The sequence below is a fragment of the Thiomicrorhabdus sp. genome (genome assembly GCF_963662555.1).
Taxonomy (GTDB): domain Bacteria; phylum Pseudomonadota; class Gammaproteobacteria; order Thiomicrospirales; family Thiomicrospiraceae; genus Thiomicrorhabdus.
Window position 1 is genome coordinate 207644 of the sequence record NZ_OY759719.1, and the last position, 21807, is coordinate 229450.

Genomic DNA, 21807 nt, shown 5'->3' on the forward strand with positions numbered 1-21807 from the left:
TATTTTTTAACACAACTAGGCCAAAAAACTTCTAATGAGTGCCAACCAACAACTTCTTCAGCTTGAAAAAACGGTACAACGGTTAAAAGAAGAGCAAGAAAATAAACGTGAAATTTTTGAAGCACTTCACGACGGCATCATTGTGTTCAAACCAAGCCTATCAATTAAAAATATCAACAATCAAGCTAAGAAATTACTGTCGATTAATTCCAAATATCATCCTGCAAAAGATCGACTGTCATTTTTCAAAAATAAAAAAGCCACCCTAGTTTTCAAATTAGACTCCTGGTTAAACTGTGTTAAAGATAACCCCTCTTCTGAAGCGACCGAAACCTTAGTTTGGTATACCGAGCCTGAAACTCTTAAAGTGAAGCCGCTACTACTCAGTGCTAAGGCGTTGCTGAATAAAAAAGGCAAAGTTAAAAATATACTTTTAGCCATATATGACCGCAGTATTCATAGCCTAGCAGATGAACAAAAACGATTAATGCAAGCCGCGTTTAACAGTTTTAATGCACAATTCATCTCAAACGAAAAGGGCTTTATTATTAAAGCCAATGACAGTTTTCTTGCGATGACGAGCCTAACTCCGGCCTGTTTACAGCAAATGACTCTAATGGATTGGTTAGAAAAACAAGTTGTATTTAATGAAAACAACAGCAGTTTTTTAAAAACATTACTGGTTCAACGATTTTGGAGTGGTGAAGTTGAAATACATCCCAACGCAATTGATACCTTTTATGCGGTTCTTAGTATTTCAATGATTGCTGACAAAGACTCTAATGTTGAACATTACATTGTCACACTACAAAACATAACCGACATCAAAGAAGCTCATCAAAAAATTGAACACCTAGCGTTTTATGATGCATTAACAGGCCTGGCGAATCGTAAATTGGCTATTGAATATGTCAACACTGCAATTAAAACCCACCGTCGCCATAAAACCTATAGTGCTCTTATAGCGGTCAATATGGACCGTTTTAAAAGCATTAACGATGCCTTTGGACGAAAAACTGGTGACCGTTTTTTACGCAAAGTCTCTTTTGTATTAAAACGAGTATTAAGAGAAGAAGACCAAATAGCTCGTGTAGGAGGTGATGAATTTATTATTGTCACTCAAGATCGAGATGAAAGCCCTGAGCAAACTACTCGCAACGCCCAAAAATTATCACAAAAGATTTTTCACGCTTTAAACCACCATTTTTTAGTGGATGAACTTACTTTACACAGCTCAGCCAGGATTGGCATAGTCTTATTTCCTGGTAGCGAGAGTGATTCAGCTGAATCTCTATTGATAAAGGCAGACTTAGCTGTAAGTAAAGCAAAAGAAGTTAAGATGAAACATAAAATTTTCTTGTATGAATCGGCTCTTTCAGAAGAGGCTAAGAGTCGCCGACAACTTGAAAACGACCTACTGCTTGCTCATAAAAGAAATGAGATTGAGCTCTACTATCAGGCTCAAATAGATTGCCATAACACCTTACATGGTGCTGAAGCCCTAGCGAGATGGAACCATCCTGAACATGGTTATATCTCTCCTTATAAATTTATTAAGATTGCTGAAGAGAGCCGTCAAATTTTAAAACTGGGTGCTTGGATTATGCATCAAGCCTTTGTTCAGGCTAAAAAATGGAGTCAAAAACACGCTAACTTTAATCTCTCAATTAATATTAGCCCGATTCAATTTCATGAAGCAGACTTCATTGAAAACGTACTTTCTATACTTGAAGAAACAAAAGTCAAACCTCAAAACCTCACCTTGGAATTAACCGAAGGGGTATTAATTTCAGACACCGAAAGTGCCGTTAAAAAAATAAAACGTTTAGTACAACTGGGCTTCAAAATTTCCATCGATGACTTTGGCACGGGTTATTCATCGTTGAGTTATTTTCAAAAACTTCCAATTAATGAATTAAAAATTGATAAAAGCTTTATTTCTCGAGTGCCTGAGAGCAAAGAAGATGTTGCTATAATTGAATCCATTGTAAGACTTGCTCAAAGTAAAAATCTTTGGATTGTTGCTGAAGGCGTTGAAACTCAAGAACAGCTTGATTTTTTGAAAGCTCAACCCAATAATATTCTTATTCAAGGTTATCTCTACAGTACTCCTTGTCCTTCAAAAGAATTTGAAGAATCGTTCCTAAGTGAACGATAAAATCAAATTTCGCATTCTCAATACTCGACCTTTTTATTTTTTTGTGTATTATGTCTGTAACTTACTTACATAATCTACGCTTCTGACTTATGCCTGCAAATCAACCAAATGCTTATGTTAGCCATTTTATCGGCAAACTCAATAAAGCACATGATATAGAAAAGCAGCATATAGCTGACAGTTTTCATGATGGTTTGCTGCTACTATCAATAACGCTAAAACCTTTATTGTTCAACCAAGAAGCTCAACAATACTTTACCCAGCAGCCAGATTCAGACAGCCTATTTGATCATATTGAAATATATAGCCAAAAACGTCATCAAACCGTGTTTGACCTTAAAGAATGGCTACTTAAAAATAGACTAAAACCCAATAGTGATACAAGTCCGCTTTTATGGATAAAAACCCATAAAAAAAGCAAACAAAAAAATAAACCTTTAATTCCTGTTGTCATCACCGTCCATAAAATACAATCTAGTCAAAATAAAACCCAAAGCCTCTTGGTGCTATTTCAAGATCAATCCTTACAGATTCAAGCACAAGCCCAACTAAAACTTATAGAGGCAAGTTATGCCGGACAATTCATTACTGATCCGCATGGTTTTATTATCCAGCCAAATTACGCTTTTTCTGCTTACACGGGTTTAAGCTCTGACAAGCTTGCCAATATGACCTATATAGAATGGTTAAAAAAACAAGTTATATTTAAGATTCCTTTTGACTCCGTTATGCAAGCCCTTTTAGAGGAAGGTTGTTGGAGCGGTGAAGTCAAGTTGACCCCTTCAGAAAACACTCAGTATATTTCCATTCTAAGCCTATCAATGCTGACCGATAGCAATCGTAATATCGAGCACTTTATTGGTGTATTGCAGGATATAACTGACATTTATGAAGCACAAAGTAAAATAGAACGTTTAGCGTATTACGACAATTTAACAGGCCTGGCAAATCGTAACTTGCTTAACAATAGTCTTGATTCTGTGCTTAGAAATCAAAACAATGCCTGTCATCATTCTGGTGTTATTCTTATCGACTTAGATAACTTCAAAATGATAAACGATACCTTAGGTCACGGTATAGGGGATAAGTTACTCATTTCTGTCTCCAAAAAATTACAGGCTCTCGTTTCCGATAACGAACTCGTTGTTAGGTTAGACGGTGATGAGTTTGCCGTGTTTATTAAAGAAACAAGTCAAGATGAGATAGAGGCCAAAACTCAACTTCTTAATTTTGCTCATAACATAAGACAGGCCCTTGATGATCGCTATCAGATAGCCAATCATTCTCTAAAGATCTCTTCTAGTATTGGAGCCTATCTATTTAACAACTCTCTACATGGCACAAACACTGATGTCATTATGGGCTACAGTAACTTAGCTATGCATGAGGCCAAAAATTTAGGCGGTAATCAGGTCTACTTATTTGAAGAAAAGTTAAGAGATATTGCCAAACAGCGTTTAGAGATGCTGCAAGCTTTAAACCATTCAGAGTTAGATGATGAATTTGAACTTTATTATCAGGCACAAGTTAATTCGCAGGGCCAAACCATTGGTGCAGAAACCTTATTGAGATGGTTTCATCCACACTTAGGTTTGGTACCTCCAAATCAATTCATCCCAATTGCTGAGGAAGGCCGTCAAATTATTAAGATAGGTCTTTGGGTAATGAACAAGGCTTTTTTGCAAGCAAAAGCATGGAACAAAACACACCCTAAAATGCGGATATCTATTAATATAAGTCCTATTCAATTTCACGAACATAGTTTTGTAGAACTGGTTATTGGACTCGTAAAATTCACTCAAGTTAACCCTAAAAATATCACTTTAGAACTTACCGAAGGTGTCTTAATCCGTAATATAGACTTGGCTTTACAAAAAATTAAGCACTTAGTGAGCCTAGGATTTGATGTATCAATTGATGATTTTGGTACGGGTTATTCATCTTTAAGTTATTTACAAAAACTACCAATTCGTGAATTAAAAATTGATCAAAGCTTTATTCAACGCATACCTGAAAGTGAAGATGATATTGCCATTATTGATTCAATTGTCCGCCTTGCTCAAACCAAGAACCTAAATATCGTTGCTGAAGGTGTAGAAACTCAAAGCCAAGCCGATTTTATACACACTCTTAACAAAGATATCCTGATACAAGGATATTTCTACTCTAAGCCATGCACAGCAACAGAATTTGAAACTAAGTTTCTCACGTCTATCAAAAAATAATCCTTTTCTCGCTCTCTTCCATCTGCCTTTTTCTGACAATTCTGAACCTATTGCACAACATTGATGCAAATTGTTAACAAATTAAGACATATAAATACACATAAAAGTTAAGCTATATTAAGTTATCTGTATAACATATTGATTTTAATGAATAATTAAAAATTGGCCATATAAATGCGTTATATCGATTAAATAATAAAACTAATCAGGATTTTATTTATGTCAGCTTCAAACATTTGGATCTCAGATCTAACACATTACTACAATAAAAAACAAACATCGCCAACACTTGACGATATCAATTTAACCATACCTAAAGGCCAATTAACCGCCTTAATTGGTCGAAGTGGCTGCGGTAAATCTACCTTGCTACAGATGATGGCAGGCCTTCTTATGCCTTCAGAAGGTGCTGTGCGTATTAACGCTCATACCGTACTTAAGCCAAATGCAAAGTGGAACATGATGTTCCAAAAACCATCGTTATACCCATGGATGACAGTTAGAGAAAACGCTGCTTTATCACTTGTTTTTGCTGGAACTTACAAAGGCAATGAAGATCGTGTTGAAAACCTACTCGATATGGTTGGCCTTTCTGAGCACAAAGACAAAAATGTACAACAACTTTCAGGCGGACAGCAACAACGTGTTGCTTTAGCACGCTCATTAGCTGCCGAGCCAGAAGTACTACTCTTAGATGAACCATTTTCTGCACTTGATGCATTTACCCGCTCTGCTTTACAAACAGAAGTTGCACAAATCTGTCATGACCAAGGTATTACGATGGTACTTGTTACCCACGATATTGAAGAGGCTGTGGCCATGGCTGATAAAGTTGTGATTATGAATCACAACCCTGGCCGTATTGTGGGTTCATTGGACGTACCTGTTGATTACCCTCGCGACCGTAACGCCCCAGAATTTATTGCTTTGAAAGAGCAGTTATTTGAAGAGTTTGAAAAAATCGACCAGGCCAAGCAACTCGAACTTAAAGAGCAAGCCTCTTAATTTAATACCCTATTTAATTACCCAATTTTTTGTTTTTAAGGAGATTTACCATGTGCCAACTTTGTGATATTTCAGAAGAATCTGCAAAAGTAGACTATAAATTTAACCCTGCTAAAGGTCGTAGAGAGTTCATTCTTGATAGCTTAGCTACCGCTGGTGGATTAACTGCAGCGATGAGCTTACCTCTTGATGCGCTTGCCAATATGGAAATGCCTGATGATGAAGTGGTACGTATTGGTTACTTACCAATTACTGATGCCAGTGCTTTATTAGTAGCACACGCAATGGGCTTTTTTGAAGACGAAGGTTTAAAAGTAGAAAAGCCAACACTTATTCGTGGCTGGTCGCCATTAATTGAAGGTTTTGCAGCTAAAAAATTCAACTTGGTGCATTTCTTAAAGCCAATTCCAGTTTGGATGCGATACAACAATAAGTTCCCTGTCAAAATTACAGGCTGGGCTCACACTAATGGTTCTGGTCTTGTTGTTGGTAAACATACAGGTGTTGAAAAGTTTGAAGAGCTTGGTGGAAAACAGATTGCCGTTCCTTATTGGTATTCAATGCACAACGTTGTATTACAGATGGCACTTAAAAACGCCGGATTAGAGCCAGTTATTCAAGATCAAACTGATCCTCTTAAACCCAACCAAGTTAACTTACAAATCATGCCACCACCAGATATGCCACCTGCATTAGCGGCTAAAAAGATTGATGCATTTATCGTTGCAGAGCCATTCAACGCGGCTGGTGAATTATTAGCTGGTGCCAAAATGCTTCGTTTTACAGGTGATATTTGGAAAAACCATCCTTGTTGCGTAATTTGTATGCACGACGAGCACGTTGACAAGAAAAAAGTATGGTCACAAAAAGTAATGAACGCTGTAGTACGTGGTGCTTTATACGCTCAAGAGAACAAAGAAGAAGTTGCACACATGCTATCTCGCGAAGGTAAAAGATACTTACCAATGAAAGCGAAAGTGGTATTAAAAGCCATGACGGACTATGACCCAAAACACTACGAAGAACCAGATGCGATTAAGCATGAAGATTGGAAAATTGGTCGTATTGACTTTAACCCATATCCTTATCCTACTGCCACTAAGTTTATTATTGATGAACTTAAAGAAACGTTAGTCGCAGGTGATAAAACATTCTTAAATAACTTAGACACAGACTTTGTGGTTAAAGATTTAGTGAATTATGACTACGTTAAAAATGCGATGGATAAATACGATGTTTGGGACAGAGTACCTGGCGTAAACCCTGAAGATAAAACCAATCGAGAGGAGGTATTTGTACTATGAGCACTCTAGCAGTAAAACCAACTTTTTCTTTTAGCCAACTTTATTCTGGCTTTAGAAAACTACCACCAGGGGTGCAAAACTTTTCAAATGCCGCATTAGGTATGGCAATACTTTTATTACTTTGGTGGATTGGTGGAATCTTAATTCAATCAAACCCTGATACAGAAGCATTTGCTGACTTTGCCCCAGGCCCAGCTTTTTCAGCCTTGTACTATTTAATTGAAACAGGCTCTATCTGGGAAACCATTTACTCGAGTCTTTACCGAATTATTATCGGTCTCTTCTGGGGGATTGTAATCGGTGTACCAGTAGGTGTATTGGTCGGTTATTTTGTTACCGTTCGCCAAATTGCTAACATGCCTTTTCAATTCTTACGAATGATTAGCCCTTTAGCATGGATGCCAATCGCAGTTTTAGCTTTTGAAACCTGGGACAATGCCATTATCTTTTTATTAATTATGGCAACCGTTTGGCCTATTATTTTTGGTACGGCTCACGGCGTACAGCGTATTGATCCAAACTGGTTTAGCGTTGCTAAAAACCTCGGTGCCGATGGTTTCCAAATGCTTCGCCGAGTTATTATGCCTGCGATTGCACAAGATGTTTTTGCCGGTATTCGTTTAGCAATCGGTGTGGCATGGGTGGTACTTGTTCCAGCGGAATACCTAGGTGTTACCTCTGGTTTAGGTTACGCAATCAACGATGCTCGAGATACGTTATCTTATGACTCTCTAGCCGCTATCGTAGTTGTTATCGGTGTCATTGGTTACCTGCTTGATGCGATTGCCGTCATGCTAATCAAACGTTATTCATGGCGCGTAGAGTAATTCTGATTTTTAAATCTAGCCTAATGATAATTCTTCATTAGGCTTTTCTTACACCATAAAACACTAACTAATAGAGACCTTTGCACGAATTCATTCGTCTATGACTCGTACAAAGCTCACTAATATTTAATTCTCTCCAAAGAATGAATAGGGTTACTTACACCCTAAATTTAACCGCCTACTCGCTTATTTTTTAAAGAGATGGCCAAACAGAACAAAACAACAACGGCGTTGGAATAACTCAAAGACTAATGAGAAACGTTTTATTCATAAAGAAAACACTCTCATCAAAAATTAAAATTAAGGAATTATCATGACAAGAAAAATGTCTTTAAAAAACCAACCTGCTCTAACTCCGCTTGCATTAGCTTTATCTAGCTGTATGTTTTTACCAAATATGGCCTCAGCTGCTGACAGTTTCACTGAAGCTCTAACGGGTGGTAAGGTCAATGCAGATATTAACATTCGTTATGAAACCGTTGATGTGGATGGTGCCCCATCAGGAACAGCCTTAACTGAACGTACTCGTTTAGGGTATAAAACAGGTGACTTCAAAGGGTTCAGTGCATTTGTTGAAATGTCTGGTACAGAATCTATTGGTAGTAGAGATGATTATAAAGTACCACTTGGACCTGACGCTAACCCAACCGTATCAAAAGGTGTCGTTTTAGACCCTGCCATTACTCGCTTAAACCAAGCCTGGATAGATTACAGCTTTTCAAAATCTAATCTTAAGTTAGGTAAACAACGCATTATTCTAGACAACCGTTATTTAGGTAACGTTGGTTGGCGCCAAACTGAACAGGTTTACAATGGTTTCAGTGCAAAAATCAAAGAATTTGATGCCGTTTCAATTGACTATGCTTACATTGCAGAGCAAGACAATCCTCTTGGATTACAAATTCCAATGTCAACGCACGCTGTAAAAGCTGACATCAAAGTTATTCCAGGTGCCGTAGTAACAGGTTATGGTTATTTTATTGATAAATTAAACAGCACGGCTGATAGCAAAACATTAGGTGCCAGAATTAAAGGTTCAGCATCTGTTTCTGAAGGTGTGGATTTAACCTATTTTGCCGAATATGCTGACCAAACAGAATATGCAGACTCTGCAAGCACGGTTGGTGGAGACTATTACCACGTTAAACTTGGTGGCAAATTCAGTGGTATCACTGCTGTTGTTGCTCAAGAAAAATTAGGTGGTGATGGCGTATCATCTTTCCAAACTCCGCTTGCTACTTTACACCTATACAACGGTTGGGCTGATAAGTTTTTAACAACACCTGTAAAAGGTCTAGTTGATACTTATGCAACACTTGGAACAAAAATTTCTGGTATTAAATTAGGTGCTGCTTACCATGACTTCAAGTCAGATAAAAACAGTGATTCCTACGGTTCTGAGATTGATTTATTAGCCGCTAAAAAATTCGGTAAGAACTATTTAGTCGGTGTTAAATACGCAAGCTACTCTGGTGACAGTTCTGCTCCAGGAGCTCTTGCTTTAGACACATCAAAACTATGGGTTTGGACTAGCGTCAAATTCTAAAACCTAGCGTTTTATAAAATGTTACTTACACGCTACCCTGGGGTGGCGTGTAAGACAAGCAACCAAGACTAATTGATGAGCTCAATACTTATCAGTTGATCTAAACAATATGTTTTACCATCTTTAATTGAGACATATTCTTTAGATTTTTTTGTAAATAAATTATCAATTACACCCTCCACTGAAAATGACTCATTATTTTGAGCATTAAACTTTAAACGTACTAATTGTTGATGCATCGATGCAATTTCTAATTGGTCATAAATCGAACAAGAAATCCCCATATTCTGCCCTTTCTATCTTTAGGTTGATATAACAAAGTGATACTATGAAGCCATCTTACCCTTTTAATCAAAAACCATACAAGACTGTAAATACAGGTAACTCAGTGAAAGAAGTTGAACATTTAGATATTGCCAGTCATTTAGAATATATCGTTATCAAAGAAGCGGCTGAACAGATTGAAAACGCCTACAATCCTGAAAAGGCGATTCGCACCATTCTTAGCCTTATTTCAAGACAAATGGGTTTGAATAGAGGTCGTATTTTATTGCAAGATGGCGATACTGGCTATCTTCATGCAGCCTACTCTTATGGCCTAACCCCAGAAGAAATCACACGTAGTCGCTTTGCTATGAGTGAAGGGATCTCCGGAAAAGTGATGTACACAGGAACGCCTACTATCGTCTCAGATATAGACAAAGAAGATGATTATCTATTTAGAACGGTAGATCGCGACATATTACCCCCCGGAAAAGTTTCTTTTATTGCCACTCCAATTACCAGAAACAGCGTGGTTATTGGTGTACTTGCCGTTAACAGAATGGCTAATCCTCGGCGCTCATTAGATAAAGATCTTGGCCTACTTAAATTAATTGCACTCTTTGTAAGTGAAATTCTATCTGTTCACGCCATGATTGAAAAGCAAACGCAAATTCTTAAAGAAGAGAACGAACAACTTCGTTCTCTGGCCCTTGGCCAAGGAAGTCAATACGGCATTATTGGCGAAAGCCCTGCATTAATGTCCGCTTTAAATAAAGTAAGCCGAGCTACCAATACCTCTGTTACCGTTATGTTGCAAGGTGAATCTGGAACAGGAAAAGAGCGGTTCTCACGTATGCTTCATCTTGCTTCTCACCGTCAAGACGGGCCATTTATCGCCATTAACTGTGCAGCTATTCCTGAAGAACTATTAGAATCGGAACTCTTTGGCCACGAAAAAGGGGCTTTTACAGGTGCGGTACAAACCAAACTTGGAAAGATGGAATTAGCGAATCATGGCACTTTATTTTTAGATGAAATCGGTGACATGGACTTAGGCTTACAGTCTAAACTATTACGGGTACTAGAAGACCGCACGATAACTAGAATTGGGGCAACCAAACCGATTCCAATTGATATTAGAATCATCGTTGCATCCCATAAAGATCTACACGAAGCAGTAAATAATGGTGCTTTCAGACTCGATTTATTCTATCGTTTAAACGTTTTCCCTATTGAATTACCCGCATTACGAGAGCGAGAAGGTGATGTAAGATTGCTTGCAAGACACTTTCTAAACCACGCTAACCAAGAGTATTCAACTAGTGCTATTTTTGACCCTGAGGCTATGGCATTTTTAGAACGCTATGATTGGCCAGGTAATATTCGTCAACTAGAGAACGTAGTTAAGCGTGCGGTTCTACTTGCTGATAATAATCGTCTTATTTCTGCTAGCTTAGTTAATCGGATTATTTCTGAAGAAAGTGGCATTATTCGTGGAGGCACACCTAAACCCCCTCCCGAGCCAGCGCAGGTACCTGTTCAGCCAACAGCATATGCCGATAATTGGCAGCAAAGCACAACGGTGGCTAGAAGTCCTGCACCTGTAGAACAAACAACAGCCAAAATTGAGTCTTATCCACCTTTAGAATTTGTCGATACTGTCAGCAATCCTGAAGAAGAAAAACGCACCTATTGGCGTGTTTCTGAAAATGAAACAGAACGTTTACAACAAGCCTTAGAAATGGCTCGTGGCAATAAAACCAGAGCCGCCATGCTTTTGAATATGACACCCCGTCAATTTAGCTATCGCTTAAAAAAATTAGGGATTGAAAGCTAAATAAAGCCGATAAATATACCTATATTTTAATTTTAAGCCTAGTTAATTAAAACGATTTAAGCATTACCGATAAAAGTAGCAGACATAAAAAAGGCTCTAATATATAGAGCCTTTTTTATGCAGATCTAAACGGGTTTTTAAGCCGAATACAGTTCTTGATACATCTTATTGGCAGAGGTAACAAATTCACCACTCAACGCAAAACCTGATACTTCACCATCTACAGTATAAAGTAAACGTTGATTTTCACCTTCATCCATATTCATTTCCCAATGACCATGCGTTGCATGCAATGGCGGACTTAACATAATAGATAAACTAGGTGTTTTGGTTTTAATTAAAGTTGGTAAAGAGTTAAAACTTGCTGTTGAATCACCATATAGATGTGAGGCTAATGCTTTAACTTGGCGTCTAATTGGCTCTAAATAAGCTTGAACAACCCCATCTAACTCAGCACAATCACCAATGGCAAAAACATCAGGATCACTAGTTTGGCAGTGTTCATTAATACAAATACCTAAATTAGTTTCTAATTTGGCTTTTTTGGCCAGTTCTATATTTGGCGACAAACCAATTGCAGCTAACACTAAATCCGTTTCATAGGTTTCACCTTGATCCGTTTTTAACTCATAACCTGTTTCGGTTTTATTCATCTCTTTTAATTCAGAGTTAAAAATCAAATTAACGCCACGGTCATGCAATTTTGCTTCAAGATTGCTTGAAATAGCTTCGGGCATAATTTGACTCATCAAATGAGAACCGCGAATAATCATATCAACATCAACGCCAAATGATCTTAAGTCCTCAGCTAATTCAGTAGCGATTAAACCACCGCCAACCAAAGTAACTTTTTTAATCCCTTGTAAGGTTTTATAAAACTTTTTGTATGCTGCTAGGTCATTGATGGTTACCATCTCATGGCTTGCATCTCCATCAACTTTTGGTACTAAGGCTTTAGCACCGGTTGCTAAGACTAACTTGTCATAGCTAAAACTACCCGTTGTGGTCATGACTTTTTTACGCTTATTGTTAATAGACATCACTTTGGTTCTGACTTTAACACCTAAATCAAGTTCTGCCGCTTTTTGATTAGCCGTGGCTTCTGGCAAATCTTCTGGCTTACGACTTTGACTCAAGGCCATAGACAATGCAGGCTTTGGATAAACCGTTCCATCATCTGCTGTTAATAAGGTAATCACCGCATCAGCGTTTTCTTTACGAATCGCTTCAGCCGCTTGCCAACCAGCGTAACCAGAACCAATAATAAGAATATCAGCTTTATTGCTGACCTTACGTTTTGGTTGGTCATCTGAGGCTACTTTTTTGGTTGTATCGATTAAAACAAAATCAGATTTACTGACTAAACAAAGCGGGCAATACCAATCATCAGGAATATCTTCAAAACGTGTTCCTGGTGCCAGGCCTGAATCTTCATCACCCAGCTCCTCGTCGTAAATCAAACCGCAAGTTTTACAAATATACTTTTGAAATGGCATGCTCATCTTTTTTCTCCTAAGCCGCTTCTTCAATACGGGCAATTTCTTTTCTTAAATGCTTAATTGAAGGGGTAACAATAATCACAAAATAGGCTTCACGTTGTTTACGATGTGCTACTGCATCAACAATATAACCTTTAGCACCTGCGTGTTGCATAACTGAATCTGCTGCACGTTTGCAAATTTCAGCACCTAATAGACGTGCCTCTAAAACAGACTTAATGTACTCTTCACCCACGGTGTAAGGTTCTTCGCAAAGCTCTTGAATAAACTCTAATGCATCATCAAGCTCTTCTTGCATCTCTTCTGGAGAGTCATCAAGGTATTCATTAATCTCTGAAAGCGTTAGGTTTGATTTTTTCATATCATTAATCGCACCTTGAATCACACCAGCAGCCATACCTGTCTGCAATAAAATAAAACCAGCTTTCATTTTTTGTAACAATGGTTTTACAGGGTCTGACAATAGGTATTTCTTTGGCAAAAATGCGTTATCAAAAATAAGAGCATAAGTCCCTGTTCCTTCCATACCAACAAATTCAACCAGCTGTTTCATAGTCAAACCTTCCAGGTTACATGGAATTAATGCCATTGCATCTCTAGCAGGTTTGCCCTCTTTATCTAATACATGAAAAATAGAACCAAAGAAATGCTTACTTGAACCCTCTAATAAATTTGAAACCCACGGTAAAGTGCCGTTGATGATGTAACCATCTTCTGTTTCTTCTGCAGTCAGTTTTAATTCTTCAATACCTGCAAAATGTTTCATTGGGTTTGAAAGTGACGTTGCACCAAATAAATCACCATCAACCATTTTTGGTAAAATTTCAGTTTTTAGGTATTCATTGTCTGAGTTTTCAATATACCAAGCACAAACCGTTTGAGCCCACATCATAAATCCAGTAGACATACATTCTTCTGATACCACAGCCATATCAGCAATGGTGCCAAATAAATTTAGTTTGCCATTATTTTGAGATGGTATGTGATGACGAAATGCACCCGCTTTACCTAATTTTTCAAGCACTTCGGTTGTATAGGTACCGTGGTCAATTGCTAGTGTTAGCGGTTTTAAATCATTTTTAACAATTTGATTAATCATGAGTTTTTACTCCTTATAAATTACCAGGCCTGGTAATTTTAGATTGACCAGGCCTGGAAAAATTAGCTAACCAATTTTCCTGACATAGTTACAGCATTTAAATAGGTGTTAGCCACTGGCGACCACTTCATAGCATGAGCAACTAACTCTTCTAAAACTTCTTTTGGTGTACCTGGAGATTCAATTGTGAACATTGCTCTTACTTCAGTAACCCCTAACTTTTTGTTTGGATCTAAATCACCTGTACCCCAAACGGCTGTGATATTAATATCACCTTCAAGCTCAACTTCTAACTTAGTGAGTGGAATTCCACGATTTGAAGCATTAGCTTGTACACCTACTGATAAACATGAACCTAATGAAAGTAACGCCATCTCTGATGGGTTTGGAGCAGTATCTTCACCTAATAAAACAGGTGGCTCATCAACAACAACAGGCTCTAAATCACGAATGTAGTTATAATTCTTAAACTGACCTTCTAAAACAGTTTTACTTTTAAGTGTTTTAATCGTATCTGGTGCAGCCTTACCTGCATCTCCTAGTTTTCCAAGTCCTTCCATATCAATTGGACGTAAGCAAGATGGAATGTGTAATGTATCAGTCATGTAAATCTCCTAAAGATTAAATAGTTAATTAATAATTTTCGTTTGCTCGAAAGTTATCCTCTTCATAGCTTTAAAGATGCCAAAAAATTATAAATCTTTTAATATCAATTAGTTAAGATAAACATGTAATGTATATAATCACTTTGGTATTAACAATTGTCATCAATTGTAAACAATTACCTAAAACTGATAACAATTTGTAATTATTTGTAAACATATTAAATTGTAAAAAATCTAGAAATTAAAGTTTTTCCTTATAAATCAAAATGTTAATAAAAATGGCACATAGATTGCATAATAGACATTGTTTTTATTACAAACAATTTGGAGAATATAAAAATGATGACAAAATTAGAAATGACCGAAGCAATTATCTTAGCTAAAAGTGAAAAGTCTGTAGGCTGGGCTGAAATCGCAACAGCCGCTGGCTTAAGCGAAGTTTATACAACATCAGCTTGTTTAGGCATGAACCATTTAGACCCAGAGCCTGCAGAAAAAGTTGCAGAATTTTTAGGGTTAAGCAGTGAAGTAGCGACCGCTTTAAAAGCATTCCCAACTAAAACATGGGATCAAATCGTACCAACAGATCCTCTTATTTATCGTTTATATGAAATTGTGGGAGTTTATGGCCCAACAATGAAAGAAATCATTAATGAAAAGTTTGGTGATGGAATTATGAGTGCCATTGACTTTACTATGGATATTGATAAAGAAGAAAACCCAGCAGGTGACCGCGTTAAAGTTACTATGAATGGTAAATTTTTAGCCTATAAGTCTTGGTAATTGTCTAATTAGCAAAACTTAAAAGCCCTCCTAACATCAAAACCCTGTGTCGTTTTTCTCTGTTTCTCTCCTTACAGGGTTTTGATTCCTTTAATGACAAAAACCATAAACTCCTTCTTTCTATACTCTCTTCAAAACATCATCAAAAAAATTAATATCACTAAAAATTTGCATTATCACTTACTTTTTAGTAGAATCCGCGAACTCGCAATGATTACAACTACTCTATTATTTAGAGTTAACCATTTAAATCATGCTTCAAAGAGCCATTTGCCTACGCTTGTATGTACAAGCGATCTGATTATTCTGATGCAAAGGTGCTCTAGTAGGGTATTTTCCCTAAAGCAATTTGCCCCAGAATAACGACTCAAACCTTTCGTTAATAGTTTTACCTCCAGCCAACAAATTGATTTAATTTGTATTTGGCTCAGTTGCTATTGACTCGAAAAAACGCTGATTTATTCACGGGCACACACTTCTCAAAAAGAGAAAGGAACCCCCGATGACTGTTGATGTAACATTCAAAGACTTAAATTTATCTCCAGACGTACTTAAAGCCATTACCGATATTGGCTATGAAACGCCTTCACCAATTCAAGCACAAGCTATCCCTGCTTTAATGACAGGAAACGATATCCTTGGTATGGCACAAACCGGTACAGGTAAAACTGCCGCGTTTGCTTTACCAGCCTTATCGCAAGCGGACATTAAACAAAAAAACCCTCAGATTTTAGTATTAGCACCAACTCGCGAATTAGCGATTCAGGTAGCTGAAGCATTCCAAGGTTTTGCACACCATATGAAAGGTTTTCACGTATTACCAATCTATGGTGGTTCAGATTACGGAACTCAGATCCGTGCCCTAAACCGTGGTGTCCACGTTGTGGTTGGTACACCTGGTCGTGTTATGGACCATATCCGTAAAGGAACATTGAAACTTGATACTCTAAAACTACTTGTTTTAGATGAAGCTGACGAAATGCTTCGCATGGGCTTTATTGATGATGTTGAATGGATTCTGCAACAAACACCAGAAAGCCGTCAAATTGCATTATTCTCGGCAACCATGCCTAAAGAAGTACACCGTATTGCAAGCAATTACCTTAATAATCCGACTGAAGTCATTATTAAGAACAAAACATCAACTGCAACCACAATTGATCAAAAATACTTGTTAGTAAGCGGCGGTCACAAACTAGATGCGCTAACCCGCATTTTAGAAGCCGAAGAAGAAATTGATGGTTCAATTATCTTTGTGCGTACTAAAACCGCTACGGTTGATTTAGCAGAGCGTTTAGAAGCACGTGGTTATGCTGCAGCTGCTTTAAATGGTGATATTGCCCAAAACCAACGTGAGCGTATTGTTGACCAACTTAAAAAAGGTAAGTTAGATATCTTAGTGGCGACCGACGTGGTTGCGCGTGGGCTTGATGTTCCACGTATTAGCCATGTATTTAACTACGATATTCCGCAAGATAACGAATCTTATGTTCACCGTATTGGCCGTACTGGTCGTGCAGGTCGTACAGGTACTGCCGTTTTATTTGTTACCCCGCGTGAACGTCGTTTATTAAGCTCTATTGAGCGTACCACGAAGAGCAAAATTCCAGAAATGCACTTGCCGTCAACGCAAGACATTAACGATAGCCGTGTTGAGAAGTTCAAATCACGTATTGTTGAAGCGACTCAATTAGAAGATACCGCTTTCTACCAAGAAATGATTGAACAAATTGAATCTGAAAAGAATATTCCTGCAGTAGAAATCGCTGCTGGTTTAGCTCGTTTATTGCAGGGCGATATTCCATTCTTTATGTCTGACAAGCCTATTCGTGAACCACGTGCAGAACGCAATGCTGGTGATAGCGATCGTGGTGGTCGTGGTCGTTCAGATCGCGGCGGTGATCGTGGCGGTCGTGAACGTAAACCTCGTCGTGAGCGTTCGGCTACACCGGATGAAGGTATGACTCGTTTCCGTATTGAAGTTGGAACTCAACACGGTGTTCGTCCTGGTAATATTGTTGGCTGTATTGCTAACGAAGCTGGATTAGATAGCGAATTCATTCGCCAGTTAAACATTGAAGACACATACAGCACAGTTGATTTACCTTCTGATATGCCAAAAGCAGCTAAAGAAGATTTGAGTAAAGCTTGGGTATGTGGTCAGCAACTTAAAATTCGTGAAGTATCTGGTACAGCTGGTGCAGAGCCTCGCAAACGCCTTTCACGTAATAAACCTGCTCCAGGAAAAGACAAAGGTAAACCACGTCGTGCACCAAAACGTAGTTAAGCTTTAACTTAAAATATTTAACTTAGTATTTTATGATATCAAACAAAAAACCCGCTCAATTGCGGGTTTTTTAATGTCTACAAATTCTTAAATCAAGATTTTTACCAGGCCTGGTATTGCCCTGTGGCTATCCATATTTTCTGAGCATATAGATTAAAGAGGGTTACTTGTTGTTAATCAATTGCTCTTTAGCTTTTTTAGATAATTGTTTAATCTCATATTCTCGTTTAGAAGCTTCACTGCGACTTTCTGACTTTTCTGAATATACGAGCTCACAGGGTTGGCGTACTTTGGTGTATTTTGCTCCGCCGACTATCTCACCATTATGCTGGCGAAGGCGTTTTATAAGATTAGTGGTTATCCCGCAATATAAAGTATTATCGGCACAACGTAATAGATAAACAAACCAGTTTTGACAGGCCTGGTTGTTTATAGAGGGAGTTTCCCGCTTTAAAACATCCTGATTATTCATAAAGACATCAGCATCTGCAACGTTTAATTAAGTCGTGGACGAAGGAATTTGCAGCTTATCATTTTCAAGTTCAAGACACAGTGCACGCAATAGCTGATATAGCTGGCTATTGCGAAGCTTTGTAACGTAGAAATTGGAAATTAGAAACGCAAAGTCCGAGCTCATGGCTTGATTAACCGTTTCTAGTCCAATGCCCTGACTTACCGCCAATTTTCTCAAGCAGCTTCACTTGATCAATGACCATGCCTCGGTCAACCGCTTTACACATATCGTATAAAGTCAGTGCGGCAGTTGATGCCGATGTTAAAGCTTCGATCTCAATACCTGTTTGCCCAACGGTTTTGCAAGTCGCTTCAATCACCACACAATTTTTTTCAAAATCTGGTGTTAATTCTACTTTTACCGAGGTAATCATTAACGGGTGACACATTGGAATTAAATCAGGTGTACGTTTTGCCGCCATAATCCCGGCAATACGAGCTGTAGCCATCACATCACCTTTTTTATGCTTTCCTTCAACAATCATTTTTAAGGTTTCAGGTTGCATAAAGATTGTGGCGGTTGCCGTTGCAGATCGTTCGGTGTGTGCCTTTGCACTTACATCAACCATGCGTGCTTGGCCTTTTTCATCTAGGTGCGTTAATACGTTATCTGACATGCTTATTCGTCCACTGGGTTAAAAGGGTAAAACGCGACTTTATCGCCTTTATGTATTTGAGTATCTTCGGGAATCACGACAAAACCATCAGCCCAAACGGTTGAGGTTAATACGCCAGATCCTTGATTTGGATAGATCTCAACAACACTAATCTGATTTTTATTCACTAATCTTGCACGAGCAAACTCTCGTCTAAACCCGGCTTTTAACCAATCAAAATCAGCCTCTAGCCAAATAGGTTTGGCCTTAAGAATATTAGCACCCTGCATTTTTAATAAAAACGGACGTGCAAACAAATTAAAGGTGGCAAACGCCGAAACTGGATTACCTGGTAAACCAATAAATGGGGTACCTTGAATATCACCATAAGCGATTGGTTTACCAGGTTTCATTTTCACCTTCCACATATCTAAGCTACCTAGCTTTTCAATAGCAGGTTTAATATGATCTTCTTCACCTACCGACACACCGCCAGTTGTAATCACAACATCTGCTACTTCTGCAGCTTTTTTCATCGCTTCTACAGTAGCATCAACGGTGTCTTCGACTCGCCCTAAATCAATTAGTTTAAATCCAAGTTGCGGCACTAAACCATTAAGCACGTAACGGTTAGCATTATAGATTTTACCTGGCTCTGCGGCTTGCCCTGGTTCAAGCAATTCATCACCCGTTGTAAAGGTAGCAATTGTAAGCGGCTTATAAACCGTGACTTCAGCAAAGCCAATTGAGGTTATTAGACCCAAATCTTGTGGTCGTAATTTATGACCTGGTTTAAGAATCGTGGCATTTTGTGCAATGTCTTCACCAACAACTCGTATATTTTGATTGGGTTTAGTTTTGTTTGCTGTTATGCGAATTTGAGACTCACTAACCTGCTCAGTCTCTTCTTGCATAATCACCATATTGGCCCCTTCAGGAATAGGAGCACCTGTAAAAATTCTTGCTGCCGTTCCTGTTTGTAAAGGCTTTGGTGTTGTACCCGCAGGAATACGCTGACTCACTTCAAAGGTATTATTGTGTTCTAAGTCAAACGCATGAATCGCATAACCATCCATCATGCTGTTGTCATGTGGTGGTACATTAACAGGTGAGACAATAGATTGAGCTAAAACACGACCTAACGCATCAAAAATAGAAATGGTTTCAGTTTGCTCTGTTGGTATCGCTTTGGTAAGCAGATAGTGCAAGGCTTCATCAAATGTTTTCATGAATTTTCTCTAAAGGAATATTAATAGAGACCTTTGAACGTGTGCTTTGTTTCGCGTCATTACGTGCAAAGATCTTATATAAAAATCCCCGCATTAGCAGGGAAATGATAGTTTTTTTGGTGTAGCTGGTGTTTTAGAACAACTATAGCTTATATGACTACATAAAAATCAAGGCGTTTTACTTAGCCCAACGTTGTTCAGCATCTTTATCAGAGATTCTTGCATCAACCCAACGCTCATCACCATTTGGAAGGGTTTCTTTTTTCCAGAAAGGAGCATTAGTTTTTAAATAATCCATAATAAAATGCGAAGCATAAAATGCATTTTCTCGGTGACGACTTGAAACGGCTACCAAAACAATTTGATCTGTTGGGTACATTTTACCAATTCGGTGAATAATTAAACTGGATTCAAGCTCCCATCTTTCATGTGCTTCTAGACGAATTTTTTCAAGAGCTTTCTCAGTCATTCCTGGATAGTGTTCTAATTCAAGAATACTAACTTCATCACCTTCATTAATATCTCTAACCGTACCTACAAAACTCACTACCGCACCAATATTTTTATGCCCAGCACGTAATGCAGCTACTTCAGTGGTTAAATCAAAGTCTTCAGATTGAATTTTAATAAATGGATACTGGCTCACAAAAATTTAACCACCGGTTACTGGAGGGAAAAATGCAACTTCATCACCCGCTTTGATTAAAGTGTCTCTTTGAGCCACGTCATGATTAACGGCAATCTGTAAGTTTTGGTTATTTAATAACGCTTGTTGCCAATTTTCACCACGTGTTGCTAAGTCTTCAATTAATGCCCCCACTGTTCCGTAGTCGGCTTTAATTTGTTCATCTGCTGTACCAAGCATTTCTCTAAAACTTGCAAAATATAATACATTTACCATTTCACTTTCCTATTCAAAAAGAGGTTAATTTGCTTAAGCTAGTTAACTTAAACCTATCCACCAAGTTGAACCATTTGTCTAAATTCTATATTGTGAACGTTTTCATTAAAGAAGTGTTTTTCTGGTTTCTTTAACATCGCATCAGTAATGATTTGTTCTAATTCTTCATCAGTAACGCCATTACGTAATGGCGTTCTTAAATCTACCGAATCTTCTTGACCTAAGCATAGAGCCAAAACGCCTTTAGCCGTTAATCGTACACGATTACAGGTTTCACAAAAATGTTGAGAAACAGCTGAAATAACGCCAATCTTAGTATTTGTTCCAGCAATTAAAAAATTACGTGAAGGGCCATCGTGGCTTTTACCAGAAGATGGAATTAAGTCAGTACCAACATGTTTTTTAATTCTGGCTAATATTTTATCTGCCGGATAGTGTTGATCCATCATGCTAACGCCTGCTGGGCCAATAGGCATCGTTTCTATAAAACGTACTTCCACACCTTTTTCTAAGCCGTAATCCACCATAGCTTCAATTTCGTCGTCATTAGTACCTTTCATAACGACCATATTGAATTTAACCGGTTTCATACCAACTTCTAAAGCCTTATCAACACCTGCCAATACTTTAACCAGATCACCACCACGAGTAATTTTATTAAATCGCTCTTCCTTAAGTGAATCAATAGAGATATTACAACGAGTAATACCGGCTTTAGTTAACGCTTCAGCTTCTCGGCCTAAATGATGAGCATTCGTTGATAAGGCAATATCTTCAAGCCCTTCGTATTGACTAATTTGCTCTACCAAACTTGAAAGATTTTTTCTTACAAGCGGCTCGCCACCAGTTAGACGCACCTTAGCAACCCCGAGATTAACAAAAGCTTTAATAATACGAGCCAACTCATCATAGGAAAGATATTCAGTATGAGTACCGTCCGGATGTACACCTTGTTCAGGCATGCAATAACCACAACGGTAATTACATTTATCGGTTACCGATACACGAACATACTCAATCTTTCTGTTAAATGGATCTATTAATTCTTTACGCATAATATCTATCTTGTTGTAACAAGCCCTTTGTTTAACCCGTACAGCTTTCATAAAACATGAAGCATCTCAATTAG

Annotated in this window: 19 protein-coding genes; 9 read left to right on the plus strand and 10 right to left on the minus strand. The window is 38.1% G+C overall.

The annotated features are described in order from the left end of the window. Window positions 1-34: 34 nt before the first annotated feature. The 6 genes from ACORJQ_RS00875 (at window position 35) to ACORJQ_RS00900 (ending at window position 9065) form a co-directional block, all read left to right on the plus strand. On the plus strand, window positions 35-2158 hold the full coding sequence (locus ACORJQ_RS00875) for an EAL domain-containing protein (protein WP_321325157.1): 2124 nt from the start codon (window positions 35-37) through the stop codon (window positions 2156-2158). 89 nt (window positions 2159-2247) lie between these two features. Then, window positions 2248-4383, plus strand: coding sequence for a sensor domain-containing protein (locus ACORJQ_RS00880; RefSeq protein ID WP_321325159.1), 2136 nt, complete (start codon window positions 2248-2250; stop codon window positions 4381-4383). A 219-nt stretch (window positions 4384-4602) separates the two neighbouring features. Further along, window positions 4603-5388: an ABC transporter ATP-binding protein gene (locus ACORJQ_RS00885; RefSeq protein ID WP_321325161.1), complete on the plus strand. Its 786-nt coding sequence runs from the start codon at window positions 4603-4605 to the stop codon at window positions 5386-5388. A 50-nt stretch (window positions 5389-5438) separates the two neighbouring features. Continuing rightward, on the plus strand, window positions 5439-6692 hold the full coding sequence (locus ACORJQ_RS00890; RefSeq protein ID WP_321325163.1) for an ABC transporter substrate-binding protein: 1254 nt from the start codon (window positions 5439-5441) through the stop codon (window positions 6690-6692). Then, on the plus strand, window positions 6689-7519 hold the full coding sequence (locus tag ACORJQ_RS00895) for an ABC transporter permease (RefSeq protein WP_321325165.1): 831 nt from the start codon (window positions 6689-6691) through the stop codon (window positions 7517-7519). Before ACORJQ_RS00890 ends, ACORJQ_RS00895 begins: the two co-directional genes overlap by 4 nt. Window positions 7520-7832: 313 nt before the next feature. After that, window positions 7833-9065 (plus strand): hypothetical protein, encoded by a 1233-nt coding sequence (locus ACORJQ_RS00900; protein ID WP_321325167.1) that lies wholly within the window; start codon window positions 7833-7835, stop codon window positions 9063-9065. A 68-nt stretch (window positions 9066-9133) separates the two neighbouring features. On the opposite strand, the gene ACORJQ_RS00905 is transcribed toward ACORJQ_RS00900, so the two are convergent. Further along, window positions 9134-9349: a Rho-binding antiterminator gene (locus ACORJQ_RS00905; protein WP_420719565.1), complete on the minus strand. Its 216-nt coding sequence runs from the start codon at window positions 9347-9349 to the stop codon at window positions 9134-9136. A gap of 44 nt (window positions 9350-9393) precedes the next feature. Here ACORJQ_RS00905 and ACORJQ_RS00910 point away from each other — a divergent pair, with 44 nt between their 5' ends. Further along, on the plus strand, window positions 9394-11166 hold the full coding sequence (locus ACORJQ_RS00910) for a sigma-54-dependent Fis family transcriptional regulator (protein WP_321325168.1): 1773 nt from the start codon (window positions 9394-9396) through the stop codon (window positions 11164-11166). Between the two features lie 137 nt (window positions 11167-11303). Here ACORJQ_RS00910 and ACORJQ_RS00915 read toward each other — a convergent pair whose 3' ends face one another. The 3 genes from ACORJQ_RS00915 to ACORJQ_RS00925 form a co-directional block, all read right to left on the minus strand. After that, window positions 11304-12668, minus strand: coding sequence for an FAD-dependent oxidoreductase (locus ACORJQ_RS00915; protein ID WP_420719566.1), 1365 nt, complete (start codon window positions 12666-12668; stop codon window positions 11304-11306). Window positions 12669-12678: 10 nt separating this feature from the next. Beyond that, window positions 12679-13764: an acyl-CoA dehydrogenase family protein gene (locus ACORJQ_RS00920; protein WP_321325170.1), complete on the minus strand. Its 1086-nt coding sequence runs from the start codon at window positions 13762-13764 to the stop codon at window positions 12679-12681. Between the two features lie 62 nt (window positions 13765-13826). Then, entirely contained in the window at window positions 13827-14369 is a 543-nt protein-coding gene (locus tag ACORJQ_RS00925; RefSeq protein WP_321325171.1) for an OsmC family protein, read from the minus strand. A 339-nt stretch (window positions 14370-14708) separates the two neighbouring features. Between ACORJQ_RS00925 and cynS the strand changes: the two genes are divergently transcribed. Both cynS and ACORJQ_RS00935 read left to right on the plus strand, forming a co-directional pair. After that, window positions 14709-15152 (plus strand): cyanase, encoded by a 444-nt coding sequence (cynS, locus tag ACORJQ_RS00930; protein ID WP_321325173.1) that lies wholly within the window; start codon window positions 14709-14711, stop codon window positions 15150-15152. Window positions 15153-15654: 502 nt separating this feature from the next. Then, the gene (locus ACORJQ_RS00935) at window positions 15655-17439 is read left to right on the plus strand and encodes a DEAD/DEAH box helicase (protein WP_321325175.1); all 1785 of its coding nucleotides are present in this window, start codon (window positions 15655-15657) and stop codon (window positions 17437-17439) included. A gap of 163 nt (window positions 17440-17602) precedes the next feature. Here the strand turns inward: ACORJQ_RS00935 and ACORJQ_RS00940 are convergent, their stop codons facing one another. The 6 genes from ACORJQ_RS00940 to moaA all read right to left on the minus strand — a co-directional run bounded on the left by ACORJQ_RS00940 (window position 17603) and on the right by moaA (window position 21733). Continuing rightward, window positions 17603-17911 carry a GIY-YIG nuclease family protein gene (locus ACORJQ_RS00940; protein ID WP_321325176.1) on the minus strand — a complete coding sequence of 103 codons (309 nt, stop codon included), beginning with the start codon at window positions 17909-17911 and terminating at the stop codon, window positions 17603-17605. Window positions 17912-18083: 172 nt separating this feature from the next. Beyond that, window positions 18084-18569: a cyclic pyranopterin monophosphate synthase MoaC gene (gene moaC / locus ACORJQ_RS00945; protein WP_321325178.1), complete on the minus strand. Its 486-nt coding sequence runs from the start codon at window positions 18567-18569 to the stop codon at window positions 18084-18086. A 2-nt stretch (window positions 18570-18571) separates the two neighbouring features. After that, complete coding sequence (glp, locus tag ACORJQ_RS00950; protein ID WP_321325179.1) at window positions 18572-19777, minus strand: molybdopterin molybdotransferase MoeA; 1206 nt, start codon at window positions 19775-19777, stop codon at window positions 18572-18574. A 178-nt stretch (window positions 19778-19955) separates the two neighbouring features. After that, window positions 19956-20423 (minus strand): molybdopterin synthase catalytic subunit MoaE, encoded by a 468-nt coding sequence (moaE, locus tag ACORJQ_RS00955; RefSeq protein ID WP_321325181.1) that lies wholly within the window; start codon window positions 20421-20423, stop codon window positions 19956-19958. Window positions 20424-20429: 6 nt separating this feature from the next. Next, window positions 20430-20678, minus strand: coding sequence for a molybdopterin converting factor subunit 1 (moaD, locus tag ACORJQ_RS00960; RefSeq protein WP_321325182.1), 249 nt, complete (start codon window positions 20676-20678; stop codon window positions 20430-20432). 53 nt (window positions 20679-20731) lie between these two features. Further along, window positions 20732-21733: a GTP 3',8-cyclase MoaA gene (moaA, locus tag ACORJQ_RS00965; protein WP_321325183.1), complete on the minus strand. Its 1002-nt coding sequence runs from the start codon at window positions 21731-21733 to the stop codon at window positions 20732-20734. Between the last annotated feature and the right edge of the window lie 74 nt (window positions 21734-21807).